The following is a 25,665-nucleotide window of genomic DNA, read 5'->3' on the forward strand; positions in this document are numbered from 1 at the left end:
GCAACCCTATATAAACGAATATACCTACCGGTTCAACCGACAAAAGATGAAGGAAGGGATATTTGAGAATTTAATCGTCAGGATGCTGGGAAAGCCTCCATACCCCTATAAAGAGTTTATTTATTAGATGCCTAATTCAATAATCTTAAATTAACATTCGAAAGAGATGAAAACGAAAGTAAACAAAATCGCAAAAACTATTGCCGTGGGGATATTCTTTATGGCGTTACTATTTAATGTGAAATTGAGCTTGCAGGATCCATTTATCAAGATAGACAATGCGGGTTTTGCTCAGACTAGCTCCAGTGGAGGAGGCGACGGAGTTAAATGTTATAGTATTTTACAGGGGTCTCAAGGGCAATCTGTAGCATGCTCACCATGCATACTTAAGGATGGTATTCCCCCTTGGTATCACTTTGGAGATAGATGTAATCCCAATCCTTAAACAATGAATCAAATCCCCTGTGTTACCTCTATTGACTTGGGGGATTTTCAACACTATGCCCAGAATAACCAAACCTCAAATACACCTATTAGATATGAACGTTATTAATAAGGGAATAATATTACTTTTATTGCTATTCGCTAGCTGTCAAAACGAATACAGTCCGGTATTTATGGGCGAAAATCCTACTTATGTCAAATTTAAAAAATCCTATGAACTAACAGGAGAAATAACATCAATAGAAAATTTAGGTACAGAGATTTTTATATTAGACACATTTCTTATTTTTTCCAATCCTGGTCTTGATACACTTTACCATGCATACTCCTCTATTGATCTGAATTGGCTAGGAAGTTTTATTAAAAAAGGTGAGGGTCCCAATGAGCTAGAATCCCCTCTGAGGCCTCTTTCAGGGGAGAGAAAAGGAAATGATTTTTTTATTTCCTTTTACAATAGAGCAAGACTTGGTATTTTCCATTTCAACCTTACAAAATCTTTGATTCAGGGTGCTGATATATTCCAAGATACAATTTCATTAGGGAATTATACGGATGTATACCGAGCGTATCAACTGAATCAAGATGAGATTTTTGTTGATAATTTGGATTTTATCAACCTAAACCAACAGTATTCAATCTATCGATTAGTTGACCAGAAAATTACTAAAGTTAACAATGCTGTGTGTTCAGGTCTCCAGGATCAAAGTGATATTTTCTTAATGGCTGCTTGTACAATTTTCAACCCTAAACAACAAAAATATGCAGGAGGAATGATGTTCTTAGACCAAATAAATATTTATGACATATACAATCCAGAAAACTCCAAGGCCATAACAGTCAACTCAAAAATCACGTCTTTGATAGAAGCTTCCCGAATGATAATGCCTTTTAAAAAAGAGTATTATGTTGATTTGAGAGATTCTGGGGAATTTTTGTTTGGGTTGTATGCCAACCAAACGAGGCAAGAATGGGCAACTGGCGATCGTCCAGGTGAAATTCACGTAATTAATTGGGATGGACAACCAATCTGTAAACTTTCTACAAAAGAAAAACTGGTTAATTTTGATATTGATCGAATTCACAATTTACTCTATGCAATCACTGAAAATGATGAGATATATAAGTATGACCTGGGAAAAATTCCAGAATTGGGAAGGTGAACCATGAATTTCTGATAAATTTATTTATCTGCTTTATGTTGAAGATAAAACAGAAAGAAAGAATACTTCAAGTACTGTTTTAATATTAGATCTTGAAGGCAATCCAGTAAGAAAGGTACTATTGGACAGGGAAATTTTCCGGTTGGCGGTATACGAAGACCGGTATATATATGGAATAATTCAAGATGAAGGCAGATCAGATTTTTCGCTAGTTAAATTCCCTATTGAATAGAAGCCCTTTGGTCGAGTGGTGGTTGCAGCGTTTTTTAAAAACCCCCGACTAAGTTTGGGTTTCACTACACCCTACTAATTCTAATATTTTTAGTGGGTGTAAACCGTTTCATTCCAATTGCAATGGTCTAATAAAGCGTTTATTAATGAATAGATACCGTGCATTTTGCGAACTTTCTGACTGAGATTTGAAGAAGGCTCCAATAAAATCACTCGCCCATTTATAGACTGCTATATTCATTTGTAATTTACGTACGGATATACTATCCCCACCTATGGGCCAAGCTTGAAAAGTTTGGAAAATGCAACTAAATATAGTTGCTTTGAATTTATGTCCCTGAAGGAAAAACTTCTCGCAAGGTTTTTGGAAATGCCGTTCGACTTTCATTAGGACGAGATGGTGAAACTGCTTGGATACGTTGGTTTTGAGGAAGTAAAGAATCTACCTGATTGTTTTCTGAAGGAATGGGCATCGGCGCCGAAAGGAGATTTAGGGTATCTACAGCGCGTCCACAGGTTAAGCGGCGTTCGTCATCCCTATCCGGCAAAAAGCCACGCTGGCTAGGTGCCTTAGCCTTCACCAATCAGTTTGAAAAACAGGCTGTTCATGCCTTTCGCGCTTCCCCCGCCGCCTCACGGCTGTTCCCACCTTATTTATGGATCGAATGAGGCTGCCCTATTCGGACAGCCTCAGCAGGGGCATCCTTTGGGTCGGTGTTGCGGACGGAGTTCCTTCGGTCCATGGGTTTCGGTTTTACCGCATAATTTCCATTTTAGTTATTTTGAGCTGTCTGGTTTTTCAGATAAGTGCATTCTATTGGGGGAATTGGTTGCTGTTCGGTTTGATATTTCAATAATATGTGCAAATTTTGACCTTTGAACCGACTTTCACTTCGTAACAGCCAAACTACATGAACCAATACATCGATCTCATTAAGCAAACCTTTGATTTCCCTACTAAAGAATTTAGCGTAGAAAACGATCAGTTGAAATTTAATGGGGTGGATCTGATGGAGATTATTCAGCAATATGGCACACCGTTGAAGTTGACTTACCTCCCTAAGATTTCCGAAAACATCCAAAACGCCAAGACCTACTTCAACAACGCCATTCAGGCGCACGATTACAAGGGGTCTTATACTTACTGTTACTGCACCAAGTCTTCCCATTTTAGCTTTGTCGTACACGAAGCGCTGAAGAATGACATACACATTGAAACCAGTTCCACCTTTGACATACCCTTGGTCCGAAGCCTGTATGAGGAGGGGAAAATCACCAAGCAGACCTATATTGTCTGCAACGGGTTCAAGAGAGATCTGTACAAGCAGTATATTGCCGAACTTCTCAACGATGGCTTTGTCAATTGCGTACCGGTTTTGGACAACCTGTCCGAAATTGACTACTACCTTGAGCATGTAAACGTTCCCTTCCAAGTGGGCATTCGGATCGCTGCCGATGAGGAACCCAAGTTTGGCTTTTATACCTCCCGGTTGGGCGTAAGGTACAACGACATCCTGCGCCTCTACGAGGAAAAGATCAAGGATAACCCGAAGGTATCGCTTAAGCTGTTGCATTTTTTCATCAATTCCGGCATACGTGACACCGCCTATTATTGGTCCGAACTCACGCGCTTTATCCAGAAATACGTGGAGTTGAAAAAGATCGCTCCGGAATTGGACACCATGGATGTGGGCGGCGGTTGGCCCATCAAGACCAACGTCTTTTTCGATTACGATTACCAGTACATGGCAGACCAAATCGTCAAGAACATCAAATGGATGTGTGCGAAAAACAACACGGTAGAGCCCCATATTTTTACGGAATTTGGCAGCTATACCGTCGGAGAAAGCGGTGCGGTGCTTTACAGTGTACTGGCGGAAAAACTCCAAAATGACAAGGAACTCTGGTACATGATCGACGGATCCTTCATCACGCAGCTACCGGACAGCTGGGGGCTCAACCAGAAATACATCATGCTGGCCGTCAACAATTGGAACGAGGAATACCACAATATCAACCTGGGTGGTCTGACCTGTGACAGCATGGACTACTACAACTCCGAAGCCCATCAATTCAATATTTACCTTCCCAAGGTGGAAGAAGGGAAGAAGCAATACATTGGGTTTTTTCATACAGGGGCCTATCAGGAGTCCTTGGGCGGATACGGGGGCATTCAGCATTGTTTGATTCCTGCTCCCAAGCACGTCATAATCGACCGGGATACGGATGGAAGCGTGAAGCACTGGCTTTTTGCACCCGAACAAAGCCATGAAAGCATGATGAAGACCTTGGGGTATACCAGTTCTTCCCAAAAATAACCTTTAGGAGAAGCCGTGTTGCCCATTATCTGTGTGCAGCACGGCGTTTTTTGTTCGGATTTGGGTGTTTTTTGTGAAAGATTATGTGTGCCCGACTTGTTATCCCTCAGATGTCATCAATCACTTAAGGCTTTCTAAGAAATATTTTTGAAATTAGAACTAGGAAAGATATCTTTGGTTTTTAGTCTATTTTAGATTTCCAAGATAGTTGCATGGGGCTCTACTAACTGGGAAAATCCATCGTCCCCACATTTGTTTTATATGAGAGTACTTTTGGTGAACAATTATTCAATGGAGCGGGCCTATGATCTTTGGAAGAATGGGATCAGCGGAAGTCACCATGTGTGGGGCAAAATTGAAATTGAAAAAAAGGGAGAGATTGAGGTGATCGTTTTTCCACATGTAAAATATAGATGGATTAACAAAATTGGGGCAGTATTTGGGGTAACACATTTGGATCAGCAGGTTAGAATTCTATTTCAACTGAAATCATTTGATATACTTTATGCTCCCTATTCGAAGGCAAATTTGAAATTTCTTCTTTTATTAAAAGTTTTGGGGTGGTTTCGAAAGCCAATAGTAGTTACGATACATCAGCCATTCTTGCTCAAGAGATCTACTGCAATTTCAAGATACATTTCCAAGCTTGTACTGGCTCAATATGAAGCGGCTGTTTTTCTTAGCGAGCCATTGATGCAAAGGACCATTGAGTTTTTAGGACTTGAAGAGGAACAGTTTAAAGAAAAGTTTTCCACAGCTCAATGGGGACCGGATATATCTTATTACGACAAATATTGTGTGACTAGGATTCCTTTTGAATCCTGTGAGTACTTTATAAGCGCGGGCCACACCGATCGTGATTTTGAGACTTTAATTGAAGCGTTTAGAGGGCTGCCTTTTAAGTTGAAAATTTTTTGTACACCAACATCTATTCCAAAGACAACGGATATTCCATCAAATGTAGAGGTTGACTGGGCGGTAACATTCTCTAAGGACTTAATACCATTTTACCAGAAGTCTATCGCAATTTTGATACCGCTCAAGTTTCCCGATTACAAGGAGGGTTGTCAAGGGATGACCAGTATACAAGATGTGTTAACATTTGGAAAGCCCTCGATAATCACGCGAAATCGCTGTTTGAATATCAGTGTGGAAGGTGAGGGACTTGGTTATGAAGTTAGCATGTATGATGTGGCCGGTTGGAGAGAGAAGCTTGAGGTTTTAGCAACACAAAAGCAAAAGTGGGAGTATTTCAGTGAGAACGCTGATAGGGTTTTTAGGTCCAAGGTTAATTCCCAGCTCTTTGGCGACCATATGGGACAAGTGTTTAAAAAAGTGTATGAAAAATATGTAACAAATAAAATACTATGAAGGCAGTAATTCTTGCGGGAGGGTTTGGTACGCGAATAAGTGAAGAAAGTGCGGTAAGGCCAAAGCCTATGGTACACATAGGTTCCCAGCCTATATTATGGCATATAATGAAGATTTATTCGCATCATGGAATTAACGAGTTCGTAATTTGTTGTGGTTATAAAGGCCAATCAATTAAAGAGTATTTTTTAAACTTCTCTCAATTGAATTCAGATTTCACGATAGATTTGGTAAACAATGACGTTGTGGTACACAAACCTCAGCCAGAGCCGTGGAAAATAACACTTGTTGATACCGGACAGGACACTATGACCGGTGGTCGGCTAAAGCGTGTTCAGGAATATATTGGTAATGAAAGCTTTTGTATGACATACGGTGACGGTGTATCTGACGTTGATGTGAGAGCTTGTATTGATTTTCATAGACGAGAAAAATGTCCTGCAACACTTACAGCCGTACAGCAGCCTGGTCGGTTTGGAGCGTTTATTCTTGGTGGAGAAAGAAACCGGGTTGGAAACTTTCGGGAGAAGCCACAGGGGGACGGTAATGAGTTGGCGATGATTAATGGAGGTTTTTTTGTACTCGAGCCAGAGGTTTTTGATCTAATTGACGACGATAGTACGATTTGGGAACGAGGGCCGATGGAGCATTTGGCGGCAAACGATCTTCTGGCTGCGTATGTCCATATGGGATTTTGGCAGGCAATGGACTCACTTCGGGATAAGAATTATTTGGAGGAGCTTTGGGCAAGCGGAAACGCACCCTGGAAGGTTTGGTAATTTGATTTTGACATTTAATTGAAGACAGTATGAGAGTTTTGATCACGGGAAACATGGGGTATATAGGTCCGGTATTGGTCCGGCATTTAAGAAATGTATTTCCTCAGATTGAGATTATTGGATACGATATTGGATATTTTGCAGACTGTCTTACGGGCACAGGTTATTTTCCTGAGGTATTGGTAGATAGGCAGGTTTTTGGTGATGTAAGGAAGTTTCCCGCACAGTTGTTGGATGGAGTAGATACGGTAATCAATTTGGCGGCTATTTCAAATGATCCTATGGGGAAGAAATTCGAGGAAGTAACCATGGACGTTAACTACCGCGCATGTGTGGAAATAGCTACAATGGCAAAAAGTGCTGGTGTTCGTTCGTTTGTTTTTGCTTCGAGTTGTAGCATGTATGGGGCGGCAGATGATTACCCAAAAACTGAAGAGAGTGCCTTCAGTCCACTAACTGCCTATGCTAAGTCGAAGGTATATGCAGAACGAGATCTTAGGCAATTGGCGGATTCATCTTTTGTTATTACCTCATTGAGATTTTCTACCGCCTGCGGATTTAGTCAAAGGTTGAGGTTGGATTTGGTATTAAATGATTTTGTAGCTGGTGCGGTTGCAGACCAAAAGCTCGAGATTTTGAGCGATGGGACACCTTGGAGAGCAATGGTGCATGTAAAAGATATGTCAAGAGCAATTGAATGGGCCACTGTAAGAGAGACCTCCTGTGGTGGAGATTTTCTTGCGGTAAATATTGGGTCCAATTCATGGAATTTTCAAATTAAAACAATGGCGGAGGCCGTAACAGAAATAATCCCTGGAGTCTCTTTGAGTCTAAATAAGAACGCACCCGCCGATAAACGATCCTATAAAGTAAATTTTGATTTATTTTCGAGATTAGCGCCAAATCATCAACCTATATATGATCTACCGATGACCGTCAGAGAATTGGAGGCAGGCCTTCGTACTATGAAGTTCTCTGATAGAAATTTCAGAAACTCCGATTTGATTCGACTAAGGGTGCTAAATCGACTTCAGGAGGAATCTTTACTCAATGATTCCTTGGCTTGGCAGATCATATAGTCGATAGGTTTTTTTAGAACCTTTTTCTCGGTGGTTTTAGACAGTTCGGTTTACCGAGAGTGAAAGTGTGCAACTTGCTCTTCTCTAAGCTTGTCTACTGTTCTTCCTGGTGGCAAAATTACATCGTCGTACGTTAGCACTTGATCTTTTGCCACATCTCGTTTTAAGATGCATCCTTCTGCCAACCCCAATGGCAGTAGGTTTTCTTTAAGCGAAATGTCTGTGTTTTCGCACAATCCATACGTCATATAATGTCCAATTCCATCTATAACAGACCCTTTCGTTAAATCAATTTTTGCTGCTGCTACCACATCAACGAGGTGTTCTTCCGGAGCAATCGCTGCGTCATTGAAAAGAACAGCTCTCGCCACGGTGATAGGGACTTCGAAATGACATAGGTGATATGGATTGTAAAAACAATAAAGAGGGCCTTCACCAACCTTATAAAGGTTTAGATAGTGTTTTTGTGTCGGGTTTTCCATTGTACCAACTACAAAAACTCCAGGCCCAGGACTAGCACCTACAATATAATCTACAATTCCAGGCCCTTCCAATAGATCCTCGATTGGATATTCATCGAGACATTCTCTAACATGCTTGCCCATTTCCACGGTAGGCCCATGCATTCCACGTTTAGCCACACGCATACCGGTAGCATTTGCTGTGATAGCTTGTTCAAACGAGATTTTACTTCCATCAGCAAAAGAGGTTACCATTGCAGGGTTTTGTTTCCATTTCTTCGCAAATCCCTCTTGGGTAGTTGGGTTTCTATAGGGATCATGGAGTCCCTTGATATTCCCACACATGACAGGTTTAAGTCCAATTTGCTTTACAAAGCGAAATAAATTAAGTGTTACACCCGGTTGGTCACCGTCTGCATTTGTAAAGACGACGCCTTGGCGATCTGCATATACCTTTAAGATAGGTCCTACAGTGCCGTCAGTTTCAGCATTCATCATGACGATATGCTTGCTGTTTTTTATGGCACTCATCGCTATTTGGCTGCCTAATTCTACAGCCCCAGTCACCTCAATAATCACATCCAACCCATCGGCTTCGCAAAGCAAAAACGGATTATCCGTTATTGCTTTATTACCAAACCGAATAGATTGATTAAGGGATTGAAGTGTATCTACATTTACAATGTTTTTGGCATTGGCAAGTTCGAATACCTCTTTAGCCTTCGAAAGCGTTCTGTTGGAAATCGCCGCCAATTCCATCCCTGCGGTAAATAACTCTATTTGAACAGCAATCCCTTGGGCCATAAAACCTGCACCAATCATGCCTACTCGTATTGGGTTACCATCTTTCTCCCGCTGGGCTAATGCTTTGTCTACAATTATCATAATTAATTCGGGTTACAGCTCAAAATAAGCATGGGAAAGGTCTTTTTCTGAAATTACAGAAATAGGAATGGGTAATTGTATCCCAAATTGAGGATCGTCCCACTTGATTCCTCTTTCTGATGTGGGAGAGTAAAACTCAGAAACCAAGTAACTTACCAATGTATCATCCTCTAGTGTAATAAAACCGTGAGCGAAACCTTTCGGTACATAAAGCATCGTGCCGTTTATCGCACTTAGCTCGGTTCCGTACCATTTTTTAAAGGTCGGAGACTCGGTTCGCAGGTCAATAATTATGTCAAAGATGGACCCTTGAATACACTGCACAAGTTTTGTCTCTTGATGGGGTGCAACCTGATAGTGGAAACCACGGAATGTGCCCGATTTTTTGGAAAATGAAAGGTTTCCCTGAGCAACGTTAGCAGTCAATCCATGTTCTTGGAATTCGCGTTGGCAAAAGGTTCGTGTAAAAAATCCGCGCTCATCTCCTATTTTATTGTATTTAATTTGGTAGGCTCCTTTAAGGATGGTTTCTTCAAAATGCATGTGTAATTAGTTTGATTTAATAATGTAAAAATTTTATCCTAAACCAAAAACGCGTAAGCGTGGGTTTTTGATATGGTGCAAAGCTTTCTCAGCTTCTTTTTGGTTTCGTGCTGAATATTACAAACCTTTTGGCGAACCTCAAATAGGTTTTTGTCAAATTTTTTCTCAGACAACTTTTTTGAAGGGTATGGTAGCAAAGCCTATATACCTTTTGACAGCTTAACTTTTTTACGTGGTGTTTACGGGGTAGGCAGCAAAAAATTGCTGTTCCAACTAAATATCAGCATCATAAAAAAAAACATAGCATAGGAATTCAAAATCTTCTTATTAAATTTAGCCTCGTTACATTTACGTGGAATAGTACCATATTACTAGAGCCTAACTACAAAGAATTAGAAATTTTTGGAAGTAAATGAATTCTCAAGGTTGACTTTACCGTCAGAACAAGGTTTTTGGATGAATCATAAGATGATGTTGGTATATGAGGGATGATATATTTAGTTTGATTTGGGAGGCTTCGGCAGAATCCGATACGCAGAGCGGATATGAGGAGTTGGTCACATTGACGCAGAAACTGGTAAATACGTACGAAAGCCAAGGAAGGATAGTAGAAGACCCTTTATTGCCCTCTAGAAACCGGATTCTAAGTTTGCCTTTGGATGAAGTGGGTGATATTGTTCGTGGAAAGATATGCTTGGTAACCGGAGGATTAGGTTGTGTGGGATCAAAGTTGGTTCGAGAGCTATTGGTATTTCAACCTAAGCGTATTGTCATATGTGATATACGCAGTGAGAATGATAGTTTTTTTCCGATCCCAAAAGATGATCGGATTCAGCTTGAGACTTGTTCGATTCTAGACCAAGAGGGTTTGATGGAGGTTTTTGATAGGTATAGCCCTCAGCTTGTATTTCATACGGCAGCACAGAGAAATCCAGGACTTGCAGAAAAGAAGATTTCAAACACATTGGACCTCAATATAAAAGGAACTTGGAACCTATTGAATGTATGTGAAACGTCTGTAAGTGTAGAAAGAGTTGTATTTTCTTCTACAGGAAAAGCAAGTCGATATTATACTGAGGAGGTTTATTCTGCTTCCAAAAAGGTTTGTGAAATGTTAATGGACTATTTTTCAAGAAGAAATCCGGAAAAATTGTTTGCGATGGTAAGATTTACCCATATAGTGGACAATAGTCTAATGAATGATGAATTACGACGCTGCGCATACGAGTCCGATAGAATTAATATTCATTCTCCCGGTAAGTTTGTTACCGCCCAAAATGTTGAAGAAGCTGCTTTTCTGATGTTGAATGGCTTGGTATATTCAGAAAGTGGACAGTGTAACTTTCTGCTTGTGAAAAACCTAGAGTGGCCTGTAGAAAGTCTTGAGGTCGCTCTCTATCATATTAAGATGTCCGGTAGAAGGATTCCGATCGTTTTTGTAGGTAATCCGCTAGGCTATGGTGAGAAATTTTTCAGGGGGCAGTTGGATTGGAGCCAATCCCTTGAATTGAACCTTTTGATTAATGTTTATGAAAATAGGGTTAGAAAAATAAATTCTTCCAAGGATATCATTATCAGTACATTGATCCCCTACGATGAATCGGAGTTAATAGACTTTGTCAATCGATTGGATCCACAGCTTTGTGAAGTGGAAGCAAAGAATTTGTTGATCGCCAGTATGAGAAAGATATTTGCATATTCTCTTTCCAAAGTAGATCCAGGCATTACGTACGAAATTCTGAAATGGGGAATATCACCGAAATTCTTAGCGGCTGATAACATTAAAGTGTCCGATTTTGGCGTTATGGTACCTTTGATGATCGAGTCATTGAATGGTACTGAACGGATAGACGAACTAATGATGCATTTGGAAGGTGAAAATTAATTATTGAAAATTGCCTACATCGTTTTGTAGCTGGTAAATACATATGTTGAAAATTTCTACTGGGCTTATGAATCGCCTTATCGGCCATACAGAGAATGTAGCAGAGGAATTATGTGGATTATTGCTGGGTAGACTGTTGGATGAAGAGACAGGAGAAGTAAGCGATTTCGTACGTGTTTCAAACAGTGAAACGAAAGATAGACAACATTTCTATCTTATTAGCACCGATGACTATTTGAGGGCGGAGAGAATCGCGTTAGAATCGAATTTGGAGATATTAGGCGTTTATCATACTCACCTAAATTATCCCCCTATTCCATCTGAAACAGATAAAAGGTTTGCTTTTCCCGGCTTTTTTTATCTTATTTTGTCCATGATTGATTACAAATACCTACATGCTAGGTGTTGGAGAATGACGGAAATGGCAGTGTTTATGGAAGAAGAAATTAGATTTTATAGTTAAATAATTATGGCAAAAGTTATTATACCGACTCCGCTTAGAAAATTTACAGGCAATGCATCCGAGGTGCAAGTTGAGGGTGGCACAATCAAGGAAATAGTAGAAAATTTGGTGCTGCAATACCCTGGGGTGAAGAATTATCTCAGTACTTCCGAGGGCAAAATTCCGTCTTTTATAAACATATTTATAGACGAGGATGACATAAGAAGCCTGAATGGAGAGAATTCAGTTGTAGACAGAAAGGCTGTTATCAGTATTGTTCCAGCTATTGCCGGAGGTTCATTGGACGATGAACTTCGGTTTTCCAAAGAGGAGCTTGCAAGATACAATAGGCATATTATTATCCCAGAATTTGGCATGGAGGGGCAAATATGTCTCAAGAAGGCTAAAGTTTTAGTTATAGGTTCTGGGGGCTTGGGCAGCCCGCTGTTACTTTATCTGGCTGCCGCGGGTGTAGGTAACATTGGGATTATTGATTTCGATACCGTTGATGACAGTAATTTACACCGGCAGGTGCTTTTTGGTGTATCTGAGGTGGGTAAGCCCAAAGTAGAGGCTGCAAAAGAAAGGTTGGAAGCAATCAACCCCTACATCAATATAGAGGTGTTTAATGAGCAATTTTGTTCCAAGAATGCATTGGAGTTGGTTAGTAGATATGATGTCGTGGCAGACGGAACGGACAATTTTCCTACTCGTTATCTAGTCAACGATGCTTGTGTACTTGCGGGAAAAACAAATGTGTATGCTTCAATTTTTCAGTTTGAGGGGCAGGTCACCGTATTTAACTATCGGGATAAGAATGGTGTTCTAGGTCCGAACTATAGAGACCTATATGATTCCCCCCCGCCTCCGGGATTGGTTCCCAATTGTGCCGAAGGTGGAGTTCTTGGTGTGTTACCAGGAATAATTGGTAGTCTACAGGCTTTGGAAGTTATCAAAGTGATTACGGGAGTTGGAGAACCGCTAAGTGGTAAATTGTTTACTTTCGATGCGTTGTCATTTACATCTAGATTATTTAAAATCACAAGAAAAGACACCAATCCGTTAAATGGAAAGACACCGACCCAATTTAAACTGATCGATTATGAACAATTTTGTGGAGTAAGTGCAGTTGAAAGAAAGGTGAAGGAGATTGACGTTGAGCAATTTATAGAGTGGAGGGCTTCAGGTGAGGATTTTCAATTAATTGACGTAAGGGAAATAGAGGAATTTGAGGACGTAAATATGGGTGGGGAGTTGATTCCATTGCAAACCATTCTTGATAATACCAATAGAATTTCACGGGAAAAAAAGGTGGTAATTCACTGTAAAATGGGAGGTAGAAGTGCAAAGGCAATTCGAGAACTTGAGGATAAATTTTCGTACACAAACCTCTATAATCTCAAGGGTGGAATCATTGAATTCCTGCAATATGAAGAAGATCATTTGGGAGTGGATTGATGGAGCGAATTGGCTAAACACTGAAATAATTAGGATTGTTTTTTGTATTTGGAAGTTTATTGAACCGATTAGAACAGGTAGATACGGTACATCGATGTTGCTTACGAGATTTCTTTTAATTCAAGCCAGGTGTATATGTTGCATGATGGAAAGTTGGCGATTGTTAGACTTTCGGTTCAAATTGGTTGCAAACCAAAAATGAGGTTTTGATGAAAGTTCGGCCTTCGGTAATACCCGAGGAAATTCACGTTATGTTTTATAACTCGGTGAATTGATCGGAGGCCCCTCATATTCGATGGTACGCTTTATGCTTAGGTGCTAGCTTGACATCGGAGCTATACTTTTCATTGATATACACTGACTTTTTGCGGACGATATGTGGTTTTCCATCGATGAAAATCCCCCTCAGAAATTGCTTTCTAAGGGGGATTGAGTAAAACATTCCCGTTTTGCGGGTTAAAAGTTTGGTCTTTTAGGTCCGACATAGGGTTTTGCCCCTTGTTCTGTCATCCAAGATGCATCGACACGGATGAGGTCAGTTTCTGTAGCCTCTGGCGCTTGTATAAAGCCATAATACCTGCCCATCCAATAGTCCCTGAGGAAGCCGACAGGTTCCATGATTCGCTTGCCGTTTACCCCTCCATCGAGTACGATAGCCCTTCTAGCACCTCGCATGACACTTTTTTCCCGAGGCGAAATGGCCTTGAGACCACCCTCATAGGAGGTGTAGCCTGGCGCGACAAAGAGGTCGTCTCGATGGGAGTTTTGGTAGTTGTGTTCGATGCAATCCAGGGTCCACTCTCTCAGATGCTGTACAGCTTCATCCAATTCCGCATCGTTTCCGGTAAAGGCGGCATAGCTGAAATTGAACCAGGGAATTTGCTCCATACGCTTGATCTCGTAGGTTCGCTCCAGGCTACGGAGATAGACGGACCTACGTGCCGGATCCTTTTCGTAGCGTAGTAAGGTATTGTAGGCTTCAAAGGCCAAGTTGTCATCCCATGGGGCAATTTCTGAGGGGGGAAATGTTTTTTTCTGCCGAATGGTATTTTGGGCATATCCCCAGTCTATGAGTTGTTGGTAGCCTTGTTTAAATCTTTCTTCCCCGGTGAGTGCGTACGTGGCGTAGGAAAAGGCCAATGCTTCCAATCCGTTTACGCCACGGTCTTCCCAGCCATAGGGGCGAAGAAGGTATTCGGGATTCCATCTACCCCAACGGGTAGGTTGTCCGTCGTAGTCGATCAGCACCCAGCCGTTGTCCATGATATATCCTGCAATCCGGCGCATGTGTTCTTTGGCCAGTTCCTTTTCGCGGGCATCCGCAGCCAGGTCGTGAAACAGTGATACCGAATAAAAGTGCGCGATGATTTCATCGCTAGAGGCATCCCCTTTCCAATACCAAAGACTGTCTGCAGTAGCGTTCCATTTGGCGGGTAATCCACCGGAACCTCTCTTGCCCATTCTGCCCTTGTCTCCCTGCCTGGACCAAATGGATCGAGCTATCAGGCCATCGATGGGGGTGATACGCTCCAGCCACAGCATGGCCTCGAAAGCCTCAGAGGCCTCTTTTCTCGCCGTTTCATCGCCTGTGACCGCATATTTGTAGCTCATACCGGTAAGGTAAGATGCAGTGTGAGACCCGTCGTTGTCGCTGATTTCCCGTACCCATTCTCCCTCGTAGTCGTAGAGGGTATGAATAAATCCTAGTCGCTTATGACCCCAGTGATCCAGCCATTTCTCGTAGTGGTCAGCTTTTTTCAGCAGCGTGTAGGGTTCGTACGAAATCACCCCAAGCCCTTTATCTGTGGCGATATAGACGGCATGGTCACCGACCGCGATCCCATTGACTTGATTATCTGGAAGCCAATGATCTGCTCCAAAGTAATGCCAGTCCTTTCCTACCATGCGTATTGCACCTCGTGGAGTCCCGATCCATACATCCCCCGCAAAGCCCCGAACAAGCTGTTGGGTGTTTTCAACGGGTAGCCCGTCTGCTCCTTTGATACCACTCATGGAGGCACCCCGCAGGACGCCCAATCCGCGGTCGGTGCTAATCAACAAGCGACTTCCCACAGACAGCATTTCTTGGGTATTGTTGGAGGGTAGGTTTCCCCAGTCAATCAAGTGTTCGTTTACGATGGCTCCGGCGAGTTGGACCAACTTGCCGGGTCGCAAGATGTGGAGGGTGCCTGCATAGCTTTCTATCGCTGTAATAGGGCCAAGCTTCACCGGATCCGCAAGGAGTTGCGTACCATCTTCCATCACCATGGTAATATCACTGGACAGGTACCCGCCTTCTGGCATGATATTTACTAACTTGTCGTTTTCAAGAACAAATATGTCGTCTTTGGTGGCAGCGTGCGGTTTGGACAGGTGCATGCACACGTCAACGATGGGTTTGTTGTCTAGTTTTCGCCAGCTACTACCTTCTAATCTGTAAAGCCCTCCTGGCCCAAAAGCAACTAGCTGATCTCCTAAAGTTTTTAGTTTGGCCAGCCCGCTTGGTGATTGAGGGATGGGCTCAAATATTTTGTCGGTCAGTTGGCAGATACGATTATCGATCAACGCAAATATCTTGTTTTCGTGGATCGCGACTTGCTGCACTGGTCGTGTGGTAGGTATAACTGTAGATTTTTCTTGGAGGTAAACCTTGTCTTCCACTGCCCGCCAAAGCTTTGTTTCTTGGGCATTTGAGGCGTTGCTGTATAGCGCGAACACAAGGAAAAACAATTTCCATTTTTTTGACATGAGCGAATAGTTAATTGGTGATTGAAACTGAATTTACTGGATATACTCGCAAAAAAGCCAAAACTACCCCTCTTTGGGAGAAATTCGTAATCTTGCGACACTTTTGCTGAGAGCAAGAGATATTTGCCGGTAATTATTTGCCAACATGATCGTGGTTGATCAATTTTTGGTTAATTTTAGCATTTACCCAACTAGCGTAGGAGAAATGGTTACCAAGGGAGAAGGAATGACGTTAGAATTCGATTTGGATATTTTTTTTCAGCAATCACCGGATTTGTTATGCATAGCCGGTTTTGATGGGTATTTTCGGAAGCTAAATCCCTCGTGGACCCGGTTGATGGGGTATTCAGAGCATGAACTTCTTGAAAATCCAATTGATTCCTTTGTTTTTCAGGAAGATAGTGTTGCAACCGTATTGAGCAGAGATCACGTCCGCTATGGTAAGCCTCTCGTCAATTTCGAAAATCGATACCTCACAAAAACGGGAAGGGTTGTTTGGTTGTCTTGGACTTCTTTTCCTGTCCCAGAGAAAAGGTTGATCTATGCCATTGCCAAGGACATATCTTTAAAGAAACAGCAGGAAACCGATCGGAATATCATCATCGAGAAACTTGGAAATGTAATTGAGGAAATGAAGCAGGCGAATTACACTGCTTCCCATGACCTCCGTTCTCCGGTGAACAATATGCTTTCGATATTTGAACTTTTGGATCAATCAAAAGTCCGTGATGAGGAAACGGAAGAATTTTTGGAGATGATGCGGTTGAGTACAACCAAATTAAAAGAAACGCTTGACCATTATCTCACCGCTTTTGGACAGGGCGATAGGCTTAAAGTACAAGAGGAAACGGTGTATTTGCCGCAAATCGTTGAAGAAGTAGTCATGTCTGTTGAGTCCTTGATCAGTTCCTCCGGTGCCGCGATAGCCATGGATTTCTCTGCATGGGAAGCTGTTTCATTTAATAGGCTCTTCATGTACAGTATCTTGCTGAACTTGCTGACAAACGCCGTTAAGTACAGAAAGGTGGATGAGGATCTTCGGATATCCATTTCCACGAGGCTCCAGGAGGGGAAAAAGGAGCTGGTTATCCGGGACAATGGGATTGGATTTGATATGGAAGTGATACAGGGCAGGCTATTTGGCTTTCGTCAAAAATTTTCAGATCATCCTGACAGTAATGGCATTGGCTTATACCTTGTGTATAATCATGTCACCGCTCTTGGCGGTAAGATCAGGCTAAATAGCCGCCTGGACGAGGGCGCTGAATTTATCATCACCTTTCGATAAATTAGATTTTCCCTCAATAATGCCTTATTTTTGTAGGGTTTTGCTTCAAACCCCGAATAGAGACAATGACTGCTCCTTATCCACCAAATGAACTTGAACGACTCCTTGATCTAAGCAGTTATGGGTTGGATTATGCTGAATTGGAGGACCACTTTAAGGATCTAACCGAATTGGCTGCCAAAATCGCTGAAACAGAATTTTCTCTGATCAACATCATTGATGCGTACACACAGTGGAGCGTCGCCGCGACTGGCATAGAAACGGGTCAGGTATCCAGAGAACAGACGATCTGTCAGTTTACCATTGTCGATGACAAGCCTTTTGAGGTTAGAAATATCTTGGAAGACACTCAATTCAAAGATCAAGGCTTCGCCATAGACCAAAAAGAGTTGAAGTACTATTGGGGAATCCCACTTAGGACAGAAGAGGGAAATAACTTGGGAGCCCTGTGTGTGCTGGACACCGAGCCAAAAAGACTTGATGAAACCAAAGTAGCGATGTTGCAAATCATCGCCAATGAAGTGGTCAAACGTTTGGGTATGATGAGGACGTTGCATCATATGGAGGAGGAGATGAGCAAAGCGAAAGAGGCATCAAAGAAAGTAGCACATGATATCCGCGGACCATTGGGAGGCATATTGGGTTTATCGCAGTTGATAAAAGACAAGGGTGAAAATGGTAATTTACCCGAAACCTTGCAGGCGGTGGAATATATATTTAATAGTAGTCAAGCCCTGTTGGATTTGACCGATCAAATACTTATCGAGGCATTAAGTCCGAGTAAGGCCTTTCGGGAATTGAGTGAGGACGAATATACCCTCTCAGTGTTTCAGAAAAAATTGCAAAGCCTATACGGCGTGCAGGCAAGTCAAAAGGAAGTCAACCTAGAAGTAAGGGTAGAGGGAGCGCACAGCGATATACCCTTTGCGAAGGGTAAGCTGCTACAAATTGCGGGAAACCTGCTATCCAACGCGATTAAGTTCACCCCCAAAGGAAAAGACGTTCAAGTCACCCTTTCGTTGGAACTGAATGACATGTCAAAGAAGATAACCCTACAGGTAAAGGACAACGGAATTGGGATGTCTCCAGATAAAATCGTAGAAATTCTTAACGGGCAAGTGGAATCGACCAAGGGAACTGAAGGTGAACGTGGATTTGGTTTTGGATTACCCGTGGTCAGGAAACTTGTGGCAGATCTAGGTGGAAAGATGACAATCGATTCGGTTGAACATGAATTCACCGTATTCAGTGTTTGGCTACCTTGTTAGCAGGGAGCAGTTCCTTTACGATTTATGGAAGTAGGATTTTTGTCAACCATCAAAACGAATCAACCATCAAAATTTTATCATGATGAAGACTAGTATTACACTGCCACATTCCGATATCGAAATTTCCCGTATTATCTTCGGTTGTTGGGCAATCGTGGGGGGATTCAATTGGGGCCCCCAGGAGGAAAGGGATTCGTATGCTGCACTAAGGGCAGCATACGATAGTGGAGTTAATTGCTTTGACACAGCCGAGGCATACGGTGGAGGACATTCGGAAAACCTGCTGGCCAAAGCGCTAAAGGGAGAAAGGCACCGGATTGTCATAGCTTCCAAGGTTGGTCCCCAGGATTTTGCCGGTGGAGATGTCATCAAGGCATGTGAACGTGGCCTTAGAAATCTTCAGACGGACTACATAGATCTCTACCAGTTGCATTGGCCAAATCCGGAAATTCCTTTAGAAGAGACATTGGGTGCGCTTCAGCAACTGAAGGATGCTGGAAAAATACGTGCATACGGAGTTTCAAATTTTGGAAAAAAGAGTTTAGATGAATGCAGGCAATCGGGGTTTTCTATCAGCAGCAATCAAATGGCATATAACCTACTATTCCGAGCCATTGAATATGAAGTTTTACCTCTTTCTATCGAAGACGGTGTACCCGTGCTTTGTTATTCCCCCATTATGCAAGGCCTCCTGACGGGGAAGTTTTCTAATTGGACAGAGGTACCCGACGACCGGGCGAGAACCCGGCATTTTACCAAAGATCGGCCTTTGTCTAGACACCAGGAAGAAGGTCGCGAGGAATTGACTTTTCAGACAATCTCGCTGATCAAGCGGATTTCCGATGAACAAGGACTGGACATGAGTGCCTTAAGTTTAGCTTGGTTGTTGAATCAGCAAGGCGTTGGTGGCGTGATCGTGGGGGGTAGAAATGCGGATCAAGCACGAAGGAACGTCCGTGCGTACGACATACCGAGTGACCCTGCCCTTTTTGAGGAATTGACCAGCATAACCACTCCCCTCAAGGAACATTTGGGAGCGAATGCCGACCTTTGGCAGACAGATTCTCGTGTGATTTAATTTTTTTTTTTTTTCGCTGATTTGTAGCGTTTTGCAGCTGGTTTCCGTCTCGGGGATAAATAGGGCTGAAGTGCAGGTAGGTTGGGAGATCGAGCATTAGCGACTAACTCTTCATCGGGGTGGTTGGGCTACACGCAAGAAACCACCTCAATTTCATTCGGGTTACAAGTAATTTTCCGTGACGAACAAGCGTATACCTATGAATAGATGGTGGATATTATGTTTACTATTGGCAGGATGTCAGGTAGGGGAGACGCCTTTTCAGTCGAATCCGGAAGGGCTAGAGGGAACATGGAAGTTGGTAGCCGCTGCTTCCAGTAGCGGTGGCATGCCTGTAGAATCTAGGGTTCACGATGGTCTGCAAATTTCATTTCTATCCAACCGTACCTTTGTGATGCAACCGGCCGAGGATTGTGGAAGTGGTTTTTTCTATTATGAGGAAGGAGAGCTTATCATGGATGTATTTTGCAGTGGAAGCGAAGAGACGACTCAAACCTTGACCTACCAAGTGGATTTTATCGGTGACCGGATGAGATGGATTCCACTCGAACCCCGCTGCATCGAGGGATGTTGGTATGATTACAAAAAATTAAAAGACTGAGCTGAAGGTACCCTATGGAACCCTCAGCCCAGTTTTTTTCGATTAGATTTTTGGACCTGCTGCCCGGATTTCGGGACTAACTTTGGATTCAAACTTTGTGAAATTGTCAACAAATAATTGAACCAACTTGTCCTTTATTTTTCTGAATTTAGCCTTGTCTGCCCAGGTGTTTTCTGGAATAAGGATTTCAGAGGGCACTCCCGGACAGATGCTGGGAATAGCGAGACCGAAGTTTTCTTCTTCATGCGTTGCAACACCGTCAAAATCCCCGTGGTGGATAGCATCCAAGATAGCCCGGGTGTATTTGAGTTTTATTCGGGATCCAGTGCCGTAATCTCCTCCTATCCATCCGGTATTTACCAGCCATGCTTGGGTTTGATGTTCTTTCATTTTTTTAGCCAAAAGCTTGGCATATTCATTGGGATGCCACATCATAAAGGCGGCCCCAAAGCAGGCGCTGAAGGTTGCTGAAGGTTCTTGTACCCCCATTTCTGTACCGGCAACTTTTGCGGTATATCCGGAAATAAAATGATAGCTGGCCTGTTCGGGAGTAAGTTTTGCAACGGGCGGAAGCACCCCAAAAGCGTCACAGGTCAAAAAGATGATGTGTTTGGGATGCCCTGCAATGCAGGGTATCTGGGTGTTTTCGATAAATCCAATAGGATACGAGGCACGCGTATTTTGGGTAATGGTGGTATCGGTGTAATCCACCACCCGGGTTTGCGGGTCAAATACCACATTTTCCAGTACGGTGCCATACCTAATAGCTCGGAAGATATCGGGTTCGTGTTCTTCGCTTAGGTCAATGGCTTTGGCGTAGCAGCCACCTTCGATGTTGAAAATGCCATCACCTGTCCAGCAATGTTCGTCGTCGCCTATGAGTTTTCGCTTGGGGTCGGCGCTCAATGTGGTCTTTCCTGTCCCAGAGAGACCAAACAGTACGGTTACGTCACCTGTTTCACCGACATTGGCAGAACAGTGCATGGGTAGTACGTTTTCCAATGGCATGAGGTAGTTCATAATGGAAAAAATACCCTTCTTCATTTCTCCCGCATACTCGGTACCCAGTATGACCATTTCTTTTCGCTCTAAGCTAAGGCCAATGCTGGTTTTTGACGTCATGGTAGTGGTGAAGGAGTTGGCTGGAAAACTACCACCGTTAAAGACGATATAGTCAGGTTCACCAAAAGAAGCTAACTCTTCTGGGATAGGCATGATCAGCATATTTTCCATGAAAAGCGCGTGGTAGGCCCGCGTACAGATGATCCGGATTTTAAGGCGGTATTTTGGGTCCCATCCGGCAAAGGCATCCACCACGTAGAGATTATTTCGAGTGTTGAAATAATCGATTGCTCTTTCGCGGTTCACCATAAAGGTATGTTCGTCCATCTCAAAGTTTACCGCTCCCCAGTCAATATTCATTTCCGATTTTTTGTGGCGGACAATTCGCTTATCTTTTGGACTTCTGCCGGTTCGTTTTCCGGAATAGCACATCAAAGCACCGCTGCTGGAAATCGCTGAACCCTGTTCCAATCGTATGGCCGACTCGTAGAGAACCGAACGTTCTCCATTTCGGAGAATATTTTCTACTTCAATACCATATTGTTTTAGATTAAAATCCATAGCTATTTTTAACGTGTGATGAATATTTCATGAAAGTATCGAAATTTTAAAGAAAAGTCTAGTCGAAGCCGCATTATTACGTGGATAGGAGGGATAAAATTAAAGTCCCTCCTATGCTTGTTTGCTAGGAGGGACCTGTAATTAAGTGGAAAAATGGAAAAAAGACTGTGTTACATTTTGCCGCGTAACATTTGGTTCCAGTAGAGATAAGGCAAGCCGTATTTTTTCAGTATCCACATCGCATATTGCTCTTTGCTGGTATCCATCAGCTTAGAGAGGAAGGGGTCACTGTCTCTGACGTTGTCGTATTTAAATTCTGCTAGTACCATTTTTCCATATCCAGTCACAAGCGGACAGGAAGAATAGCCTTCATATCTCTTGGATGAAAGGGCATTGCGCTTGATCATGGCCAGCAGGTTTTCCGCAACCACAGGTGCTTGCTTTCGTATCGCTGCACCTGTTTTGGCAGTGGGGAGGGCGGCCACATCGCCTAGCGCAAAGATGTTGGGGAAGTCGTGGTGTTGAAGTGTGTTGATATTTACATTTACCCAACCCTTGGAAGGACCGCTTTGGTGAGCCAAGGGTGATTTTGATATAAAATCAGGCGCTTTTTGAGGAGGTGCCAAATGAAGCATGTCGTAGGGAATGATTATTTCAGTATCCCCGATTACCTCCTCCTGAATCCTGCTATCTTCTGTTCCCACGCAGCTATTGATACCGGTCTTGTTGAAGACAAAGTGAATAACTTTTTTGGCAGGATCTATTTTTACTGGAGTGTAGTAGGGTTTAAATATGATGTCACGCTCCTGAATGATTCGGTTGAGGGTATTGGCAAAATCCTTTACCCCAAAAATAACGGTTCCCGGAGTGGCAAACACCACGTTTGTTTTTTCTCGTAAGCCGTTTTTCCTAAAGTAATCCTCGGCCAGGTACATGATTTTCTGTGGGGCACCTCCGCATTTGATGGGTGTGGCCGGTTGGGTAAAAACAGCATTTCCACCTTTGAAATTCTTTAAAACTTCAAAAGTGTATTCTGGGTCGGTATAATTGGAACATACTCCGTCTTTGCCAAGGCTTTCCCTGAGTCCCGGTATTCCGTCTAGGTCCATGACAAGTCCAGGAGCTACTACCAAGTAGTCGTAGGAAAAGGCTCCGGAACGTCGGGTGCCCACCTGACGGCTTTCCGGGTCAATCGATTCCGCATAGTCCTGAATCCAATCTACTCCCTTCGGAATGTAATCGGCTTCCCTACGGACGGTGTCTTTCATCTCGTAGGTTCCGGCTCCCACCAAGGTCCAGGCAGGCTGATAGTAATGTTCTTCGGAGGGCTCTATGAGGCCTATCGAAAGGTTTTTGTCGGCCCTTTTTAGCCTGGCAGCTACCATGATGCCGGCTGTTCCGCCCCCTACGATCAGTATTTGGTAATGCTTCATACGGTTATTTTTTGGTTTTGGATGTAGCTATTTGTTTGTCTGAAGGCTTGTGCAGAACACTTGTCATTCATTCTTTTTTTGATGTTTTGGCTTCAGTTGAGTCAAATATATCTTTTCTTTCAGATAGGCCATGTAATTTTTGTCACATTAGATAAAATGACTGTTCAGCATGTTTTTGAGATAAAAATGCCCTTAAAAGATAAATTTTTCTAATTTCGTTCTCGGCTAAAAGGCTGCAATTAGAAAAATGAAGGAAAAGAAAAACATCGGATGGTTGGCCGAGCGGATCAGCACCTTGCTGCTTTTTATCAAAGAGCGGTTTGATCTGCACGAGGGCAAGGAGGATGAACTCGAAACCATTGACTACATCAAGAAAAACGTAGAGTTTAAAGGGGCCAACCTATGGATTCTGATATTTGCCATTTTTGTGGCTTCGGTTGGGTTAAACGTAAATTCTACCGCCGTAATTATCGGAGCGATGTTAATTTCTCCCCTGATGGGCCCAATTATGGGGATTGGCATGGCGGCCGGCATCAACGATTTTGAATTGCTCCAAAAGTCCCTCAAGAATTTGGGTATCGCCATCATTATCAGTATTCTTACGTCTACGATTTATTTTTCATTTACCCCTTTGGATGATGCCCAGTCGGAGTTGTTAGCCAGGACTGAACCAACGATTTGGGATGTATTGATTGCCCTTTTTGGGGGGCTGGCTGGTATTGTGGCGGGATCCAGAAAGGAGAAAAGTAATGCTATTCCCGGTGTCGCCATCGCCACCGCACTGATGCCGCCGCTGTGTACGGCTGGATACGGATTGGCTACTGGCAATCTCTATTATTTCCTCGGAGCATTCTATCTCTTTTTTATCAATTCGGTATTTATCAGTTTATCTACCTATTTGATTGTGCGGTTTATGGGTTTTCCCAAAAAGGAGTTTTTGGACGAAAAGAGAGAAAAGACGGTAAGGAACTATATCACCATTTTCACTATATTGACTATAGTTCCCAGCGTTTATTTGGCCTACAATATTGTAAAGCGTACCATTTGGGAAAAAGCGGCCAACTCGTTCGTGTCTGCCGAATTTGACTTTCCAAGAACTCAAATTATCAATGCAGAGTTTACGTACAGTCCCGATAGTAGCGTCATTGAGATAGCACTGGTAGGGGAGCGAATTGATGGGCCTACGCTAGAAGCCTTGCAGCGGAGGACTGAAACTTCCAATCTAAAGAATACCTACCTTCATATCAAACAAAGTGGAGACTCAGGGGCTGATATGAACGTCCTAAGATCGGATATTTTAAAGGACCTATACGAAAGGAATGAAATTCTTTTGCAGAACAAAGATCAGCAAATCCGTTTTTTGGAGGGAGAGATTACCAAATACACCGAAACCTCCAATATGACGATGGATCTGGCAAACGAAGCAAAAGTCAATCATCAGAACTTGTGGGCTTTTGCTGTGAACCGATCGGTGATTGCCAATTTAGATAGCGACCGATTGGACACCGTCTTGATAGCCTATGCGACCTTTACCGTGAAGCCAGAAATGCAGGAGCGCAAGAAACTCCTAGACTGGTTGAAAATCAGAACCAAAGCAGATTCAGTATCTTTGGTGATGGATTAAATGAAGTGTTAGGCGACCGGGCTAGTTTACATTGAAACTAAACAGGGATGACTGGACCAATTAACGATTTAAGTAACGTGCCATCTGCAGAGAGCCGAAATGGTGTCCCTTGCCTGATGTGGTGCTACTGGTCGGAGGGCCCACTGAGCGAGGTGCGGAAGCTAAGCTTAGAGTATTTGGTCAAGCATGTAGGTGTGCCGGTTTTTTTGGTAACGAAGGAGAGTTTTTATCATTTAGAAAAAGCAGGGTCTCCGATACATCCAGCTTTCAGGTACCTGAGTGCGGTACATCAATCAGACTATGTACGTTCCTATTTGTGGCATCACTATGGCGGTGCTTGGCATGATGTCAAGGCTACCGAGGTTAATTTCTTGCCTACTTGGGAGGAGTTTTTAGACCCCTCCGTCTACTTGGTTGGTCGCCCAGAGGCAAAAGGCGGGGCGGCAAAAATCGCTGATCCCGAAGGCAGGTGGATGCCTAAGCTTTGGAAAGATTTGGTTTCGGTAATCGCTTGGATTGGGCGACCTCATACGTCTTTTTCGTTTGAAATGATGGAAAATTTAAATCATTACCTGGATCAACAATTGGAAGCGCTCGCAAATGCACCGGCACTACACCCTAGAGAGAAAAAGATAGAGACAAAAAACTTCTTGATTAAAGAGCTGAAGCAAAAATATTACCGGCTTTCAGGCAGGAGCCCGGGGTATCCCTTGCCTTGGACGCTGTTTGGTAATATTTTTCATCCATTGAACTACAAATACAAGGAGCATGTCAGTATCAAGCTGCCGCAAGATCAAAGAAAAAATGCCGGGATTTATCACCGGTAGATGTTAGGAAGTTACCGCCTGGTTTACAGCCTTTACATGAGATAGCGATTTTGGCAGCAGCAACTAGTGGTCAAAATTAATATCCAAAACCCAATCCCGAAGTCAATAATTTTGACTAA

The 25,665-nt window shown here is 42.9% G+C and carries 20 protein-coding genes and 1 pseudogene; 16 read left to right on the forward strand and 5 right to left on the reverse strand.

Annotated elements, in window-relative coordinates; translation table 11 throughout:
• The 7 genes and pseudogenes from JJU34_RS10170 to JJU34_RS10200 all read left to right on the forward strand — a co-directional run.
• A pseudogene (locus tag JJU34_RS10170) lies at positions 1–127 on the forward strand (IS1595 family transposase); the annotation flags it as partial.
• Positions 128–166: 39 nt separating this feature from the next.
• Complete coding sequence (locus JJU34_RS10175) at positions 167–445, forward strand: hypothetical protein (RefSeq protein WP_228692252.1); 279 nt, start codon at positions 167–169, stop codon at positions 443–445.
• A 94-nt stretch (positions 446–539) separates the two neighbouring features.
• A complete protein-coding gene (locus JJU34_RS10180) occupies positions 540–1,604 on the forward strand; it encodes a TolB-like 6-bladed beta-propeller domain-containing protein (RefSeq protein ID WP_228692253.1) in 1,065 nt (354 codons plus the stop codon).
• 1,142 nt (positions 1,605–2,746) lie between these two features.
• Positions 2,747–4,153 carry an arginine decarboxylase gene (locus JJU34_RS10185; protein ID WP_228692254.1) on the forward strand — a complete coding sequence of 469 codons (1,407 nt, stop codon included), beginning with the start codon at positions 2,747–2,749 and terminating at the stop codon, positions 4,151–4,153.
• Positions 4,154–4,414: 261 nt separating this feature from the next.
• A complete protein-coding gene (locus JJU34_RS10190) occupies positions 4,415–5,524 on the forward strand; it encodes a glycosyltransferase (RefSeq protein WP_228692255.1) in 1,110 nt (369 codons plus the stop codon).
• Positions 5,521–6,303: a glucose-1-phosphate cytidylyltransferase gene (gene rfbF / locus JJU34_RS10195; protein WP_228692256.1), complete on the forward strand. Its 783-nt coding sequence runs from the start codon at positions 5,521–5,523 to the stop codon at positions 6,301–6,303. The genes JJU34_RS10190 and rfbF overlap by 4 nt, the downstream gene beginning before the upstream one ends.
• Positions 6,304–6,332: 29 nt before the next feature.
• Positions 6,333–7,382 carry an SDR family oxidoreductase gene (locus tag JJU34_RS10200; RefSeq protein ID WP_228692257.1) on the forward strand — a complete coding sequence of 350 codons (1,050 nt, stop codon included), beginning with the start codon at positions 6,333–6,335 and terminating at the stop codon, positions 7,380–7,382.
• Positions 7,383–7,432: 50 nt separating this feature from the next.
• On the opposite strand, the gene JJU34_RS10205 is transcribed toward JJU34_RS10200, so the two are convergent.
• Positions 7,433–8,728: an NAD(P)-dependent oxidoreductase gene (locus JJU34_RS10205; RefSeq protein WP_228692258.1), complete on the reverse strand. Its 1,296-nt coding sequence runs from the start codon at positions 8,726–8,728 to the stop codon at positions 7,433–7,435.
• 12 nt (positions 8,729–8,740) lie between these two features.
• On the reverse strand, positions 8,741–9,271 hold the full coding sequence (gene rfbC, locus JJU34_RS10210; RefSeq protein ID WP_228692259.1) for a dTDP-4-dehydrorhamnose 3,5-epimerase: 531 nt from the start codon (positions 9,269–9,271) through the stop codon (positions 8,741–8,743).
• 481 nt (positions 9,272–9,752) lie between these two features.
• On the opposite strand from rfbC, the gene JJU34_RS10215 reads away from it, so the two are divergent.
• The 3 genes from JJU34_RS10215 (at position 9,753) to moeB (ending at position 13,056) form a co-directional block, all read left to right on the forward strand.
• Positions 9,753–11,156, forward strand: coding sequence for a polysaccharide biosynthesis protein (locus JJU34_RS10215; RefSeq protein ID WP_228692260.1), 1,404 nt, complete (start codon positions 9,753–9,755; stop codon positions 11,154–11,156).
• 67 nt (positions 11,157–11,223) lie between these two features.
• Complete coding sequence (locus JJU34_RS10220) at positions 11,224–11,619, forward strand: Mov34/MPN/PAD-1 family protein (protein WP_228692261.1); 396 nt, start codon at positions 11,224–11,226, stop codon at positions 11,617–11,619.
• Positions 11,620–11,625: 6 nt separating this feature from the next.
• A complete protein-coding gene (moeB, locus tag JJU34_RS10230) occupies positions 11,626–13,056 on the forward strand; it encodes a molybdopterin-synthase adenylyltransferase MoeB (RefSeq protein WP_366512693.1) in 1,431 nt (476 codons plus the stop codon).
• A gap of 456 nt (positions 13,057–13,512) precedes the next feature.
• Here moeB and JJU34_RS10235 read toward each other — a convergent pair whose 3' ends face one another.
• Positions 13,513–15,804 carry a hypothetical protein gene (locus tag JJU34_RS10235; RefSeq protein ID WP_228692262.1) on the reverse strand — a complete coding sequence of 764 codons (2,292 nt, stop codon included), beginning with the start codon at positions 15,802–15,804 and terminating at the stop codon, positions 13,513–13,515.
• 226 nt (positions 15,805–16,030) lie between these two features.
• On the opposite strand from JJU34_RS10235, the gene JJU34_RS10240 reads away from it, so the two are divergent.
• The 4 genes from JJU34_RS10240 to JJU34_RS10255 all read left to right on the forward strand — a co-directional run bounded on the left by JJU34_RS10240 (position 16,031) and on the right by JJU34_RS10255 (position 20,039).
• A complete protein-coding gene (locus JJU34_RS10240) occupies positions 16,031–17,092 on the forward strand; it encodes a PAS domain-containing sensor histidine kinase (RefSeq protein ID WP_228692263.1) in 1,062 nt (353 codons plus the stop codon).
• Positions 17,093–17,157: 65 nt separating this feature from the next.
• A complete protein-coding gene (locus tag JJU34_RS10245) occupies positions 17,158–18,360 on the forward strand; it encodes a GAF domain-containing sensor histidine kinase (protein ID WP_228692264.1) in 1,203 nt (400 codons plus the stop codon).
• Between the two features lie 79 nt (positions 18,361–18,439).
• Positions 18,440–19,438 (forward strand): aldo/keto reductase, encoded by a 999-nt coding sequence (locus JJU34_RS10250; RefSeq protein WP_228692265.1) that lies wholly within the window; start codon positions 18,440–18,442, stop codon positions 19,436–19,438.
• 199 nt (positions 19,439–19,637) lie between these two features.
• On the forward strand, positions 19,638–20,039 hold the full coding sequence (locus JJU34_RS10255) for a hypothetical protein (protein ID WP_228692266.1): 402 nt from the start codon (positions 19,638–19,640) through the stop codon (positions 20,037–20,039).
• A gap of 42 nt (positions 20,040–20,081) precedes the next feature.
• Here JJU34_RS10255 and pckA read toward each other — a convergent pair whose 3' ends face one another.
• The gene (pckA, locus tag JJU34_RS10260; RefSeq protein ID WP_228692267.1) at positions 20,082–21,662 is read right to left on the reverse strand and encodes a phosphoenolpyruvate carboxykinase (ATP); all 1,581 of its coding nucleotides are present in this window, start codon (positions 21,660–21,662) and stop codon (positions 20,082–20,084) included.
• A 170-nt stretch (positions 21,663–21,832) separates the two neighbouring features.
• Positions 21,833–23,095: an FAD/NAD(P)-binding oxidoreductase gene (locus JJU34_RS10265; RefSeq protein WP_228692268.1), complete on the reverse strand. Its 1,263-nt coding sequence runs from the start codon at positions 23,093–23,095 to the stop codon at positions 21,833–21,835.
• 247 nt (positions 23,096–23,342) lie between these two features.
• On the opposite strand from JJU34_RS10265, the gene JJU34_RS10270 reads away from it, so the two are divergent.
• Both JJU34_RS10270 and JJU34_RS10275 read left to right on the forward strand, forming a co-directional pair.
• A complete protein-coding gene (locus JJU34_RS10270; protein WP_228692269.1) occupies positions 23,343–24,719 on the forward strand; it encodes a TIGR00341 family protein in 1,377 nt (458 codons plus the stop codon).
• A 47-nt stretch (positions 24,720–24,766) separates the two neighbouring features.
• Positions 24,767–25,546 carry a hypothetical protein gene (locus JJU34_RS10275; protein ID WP_228692270.1) on the forward strand — a complete coding sequence of 260 codons (780 nt, stop codon included), beginning with the start codon at positions 24,767–24,769 and terminating at the stop codon, positions 25,544–25,546.
• Positions 25,547–25,665: the final 119 nt, after the last annotated feature.

The sequence above is a fragment of the Lunatimonas sp. genome (assembly GCF_020832325.1).
Taxonomy (GTDB): Bacteria; Bacteroidota; Bacteroidia; order Cytophagales; family Cyclobacteriaceae; genus Lunatimonas.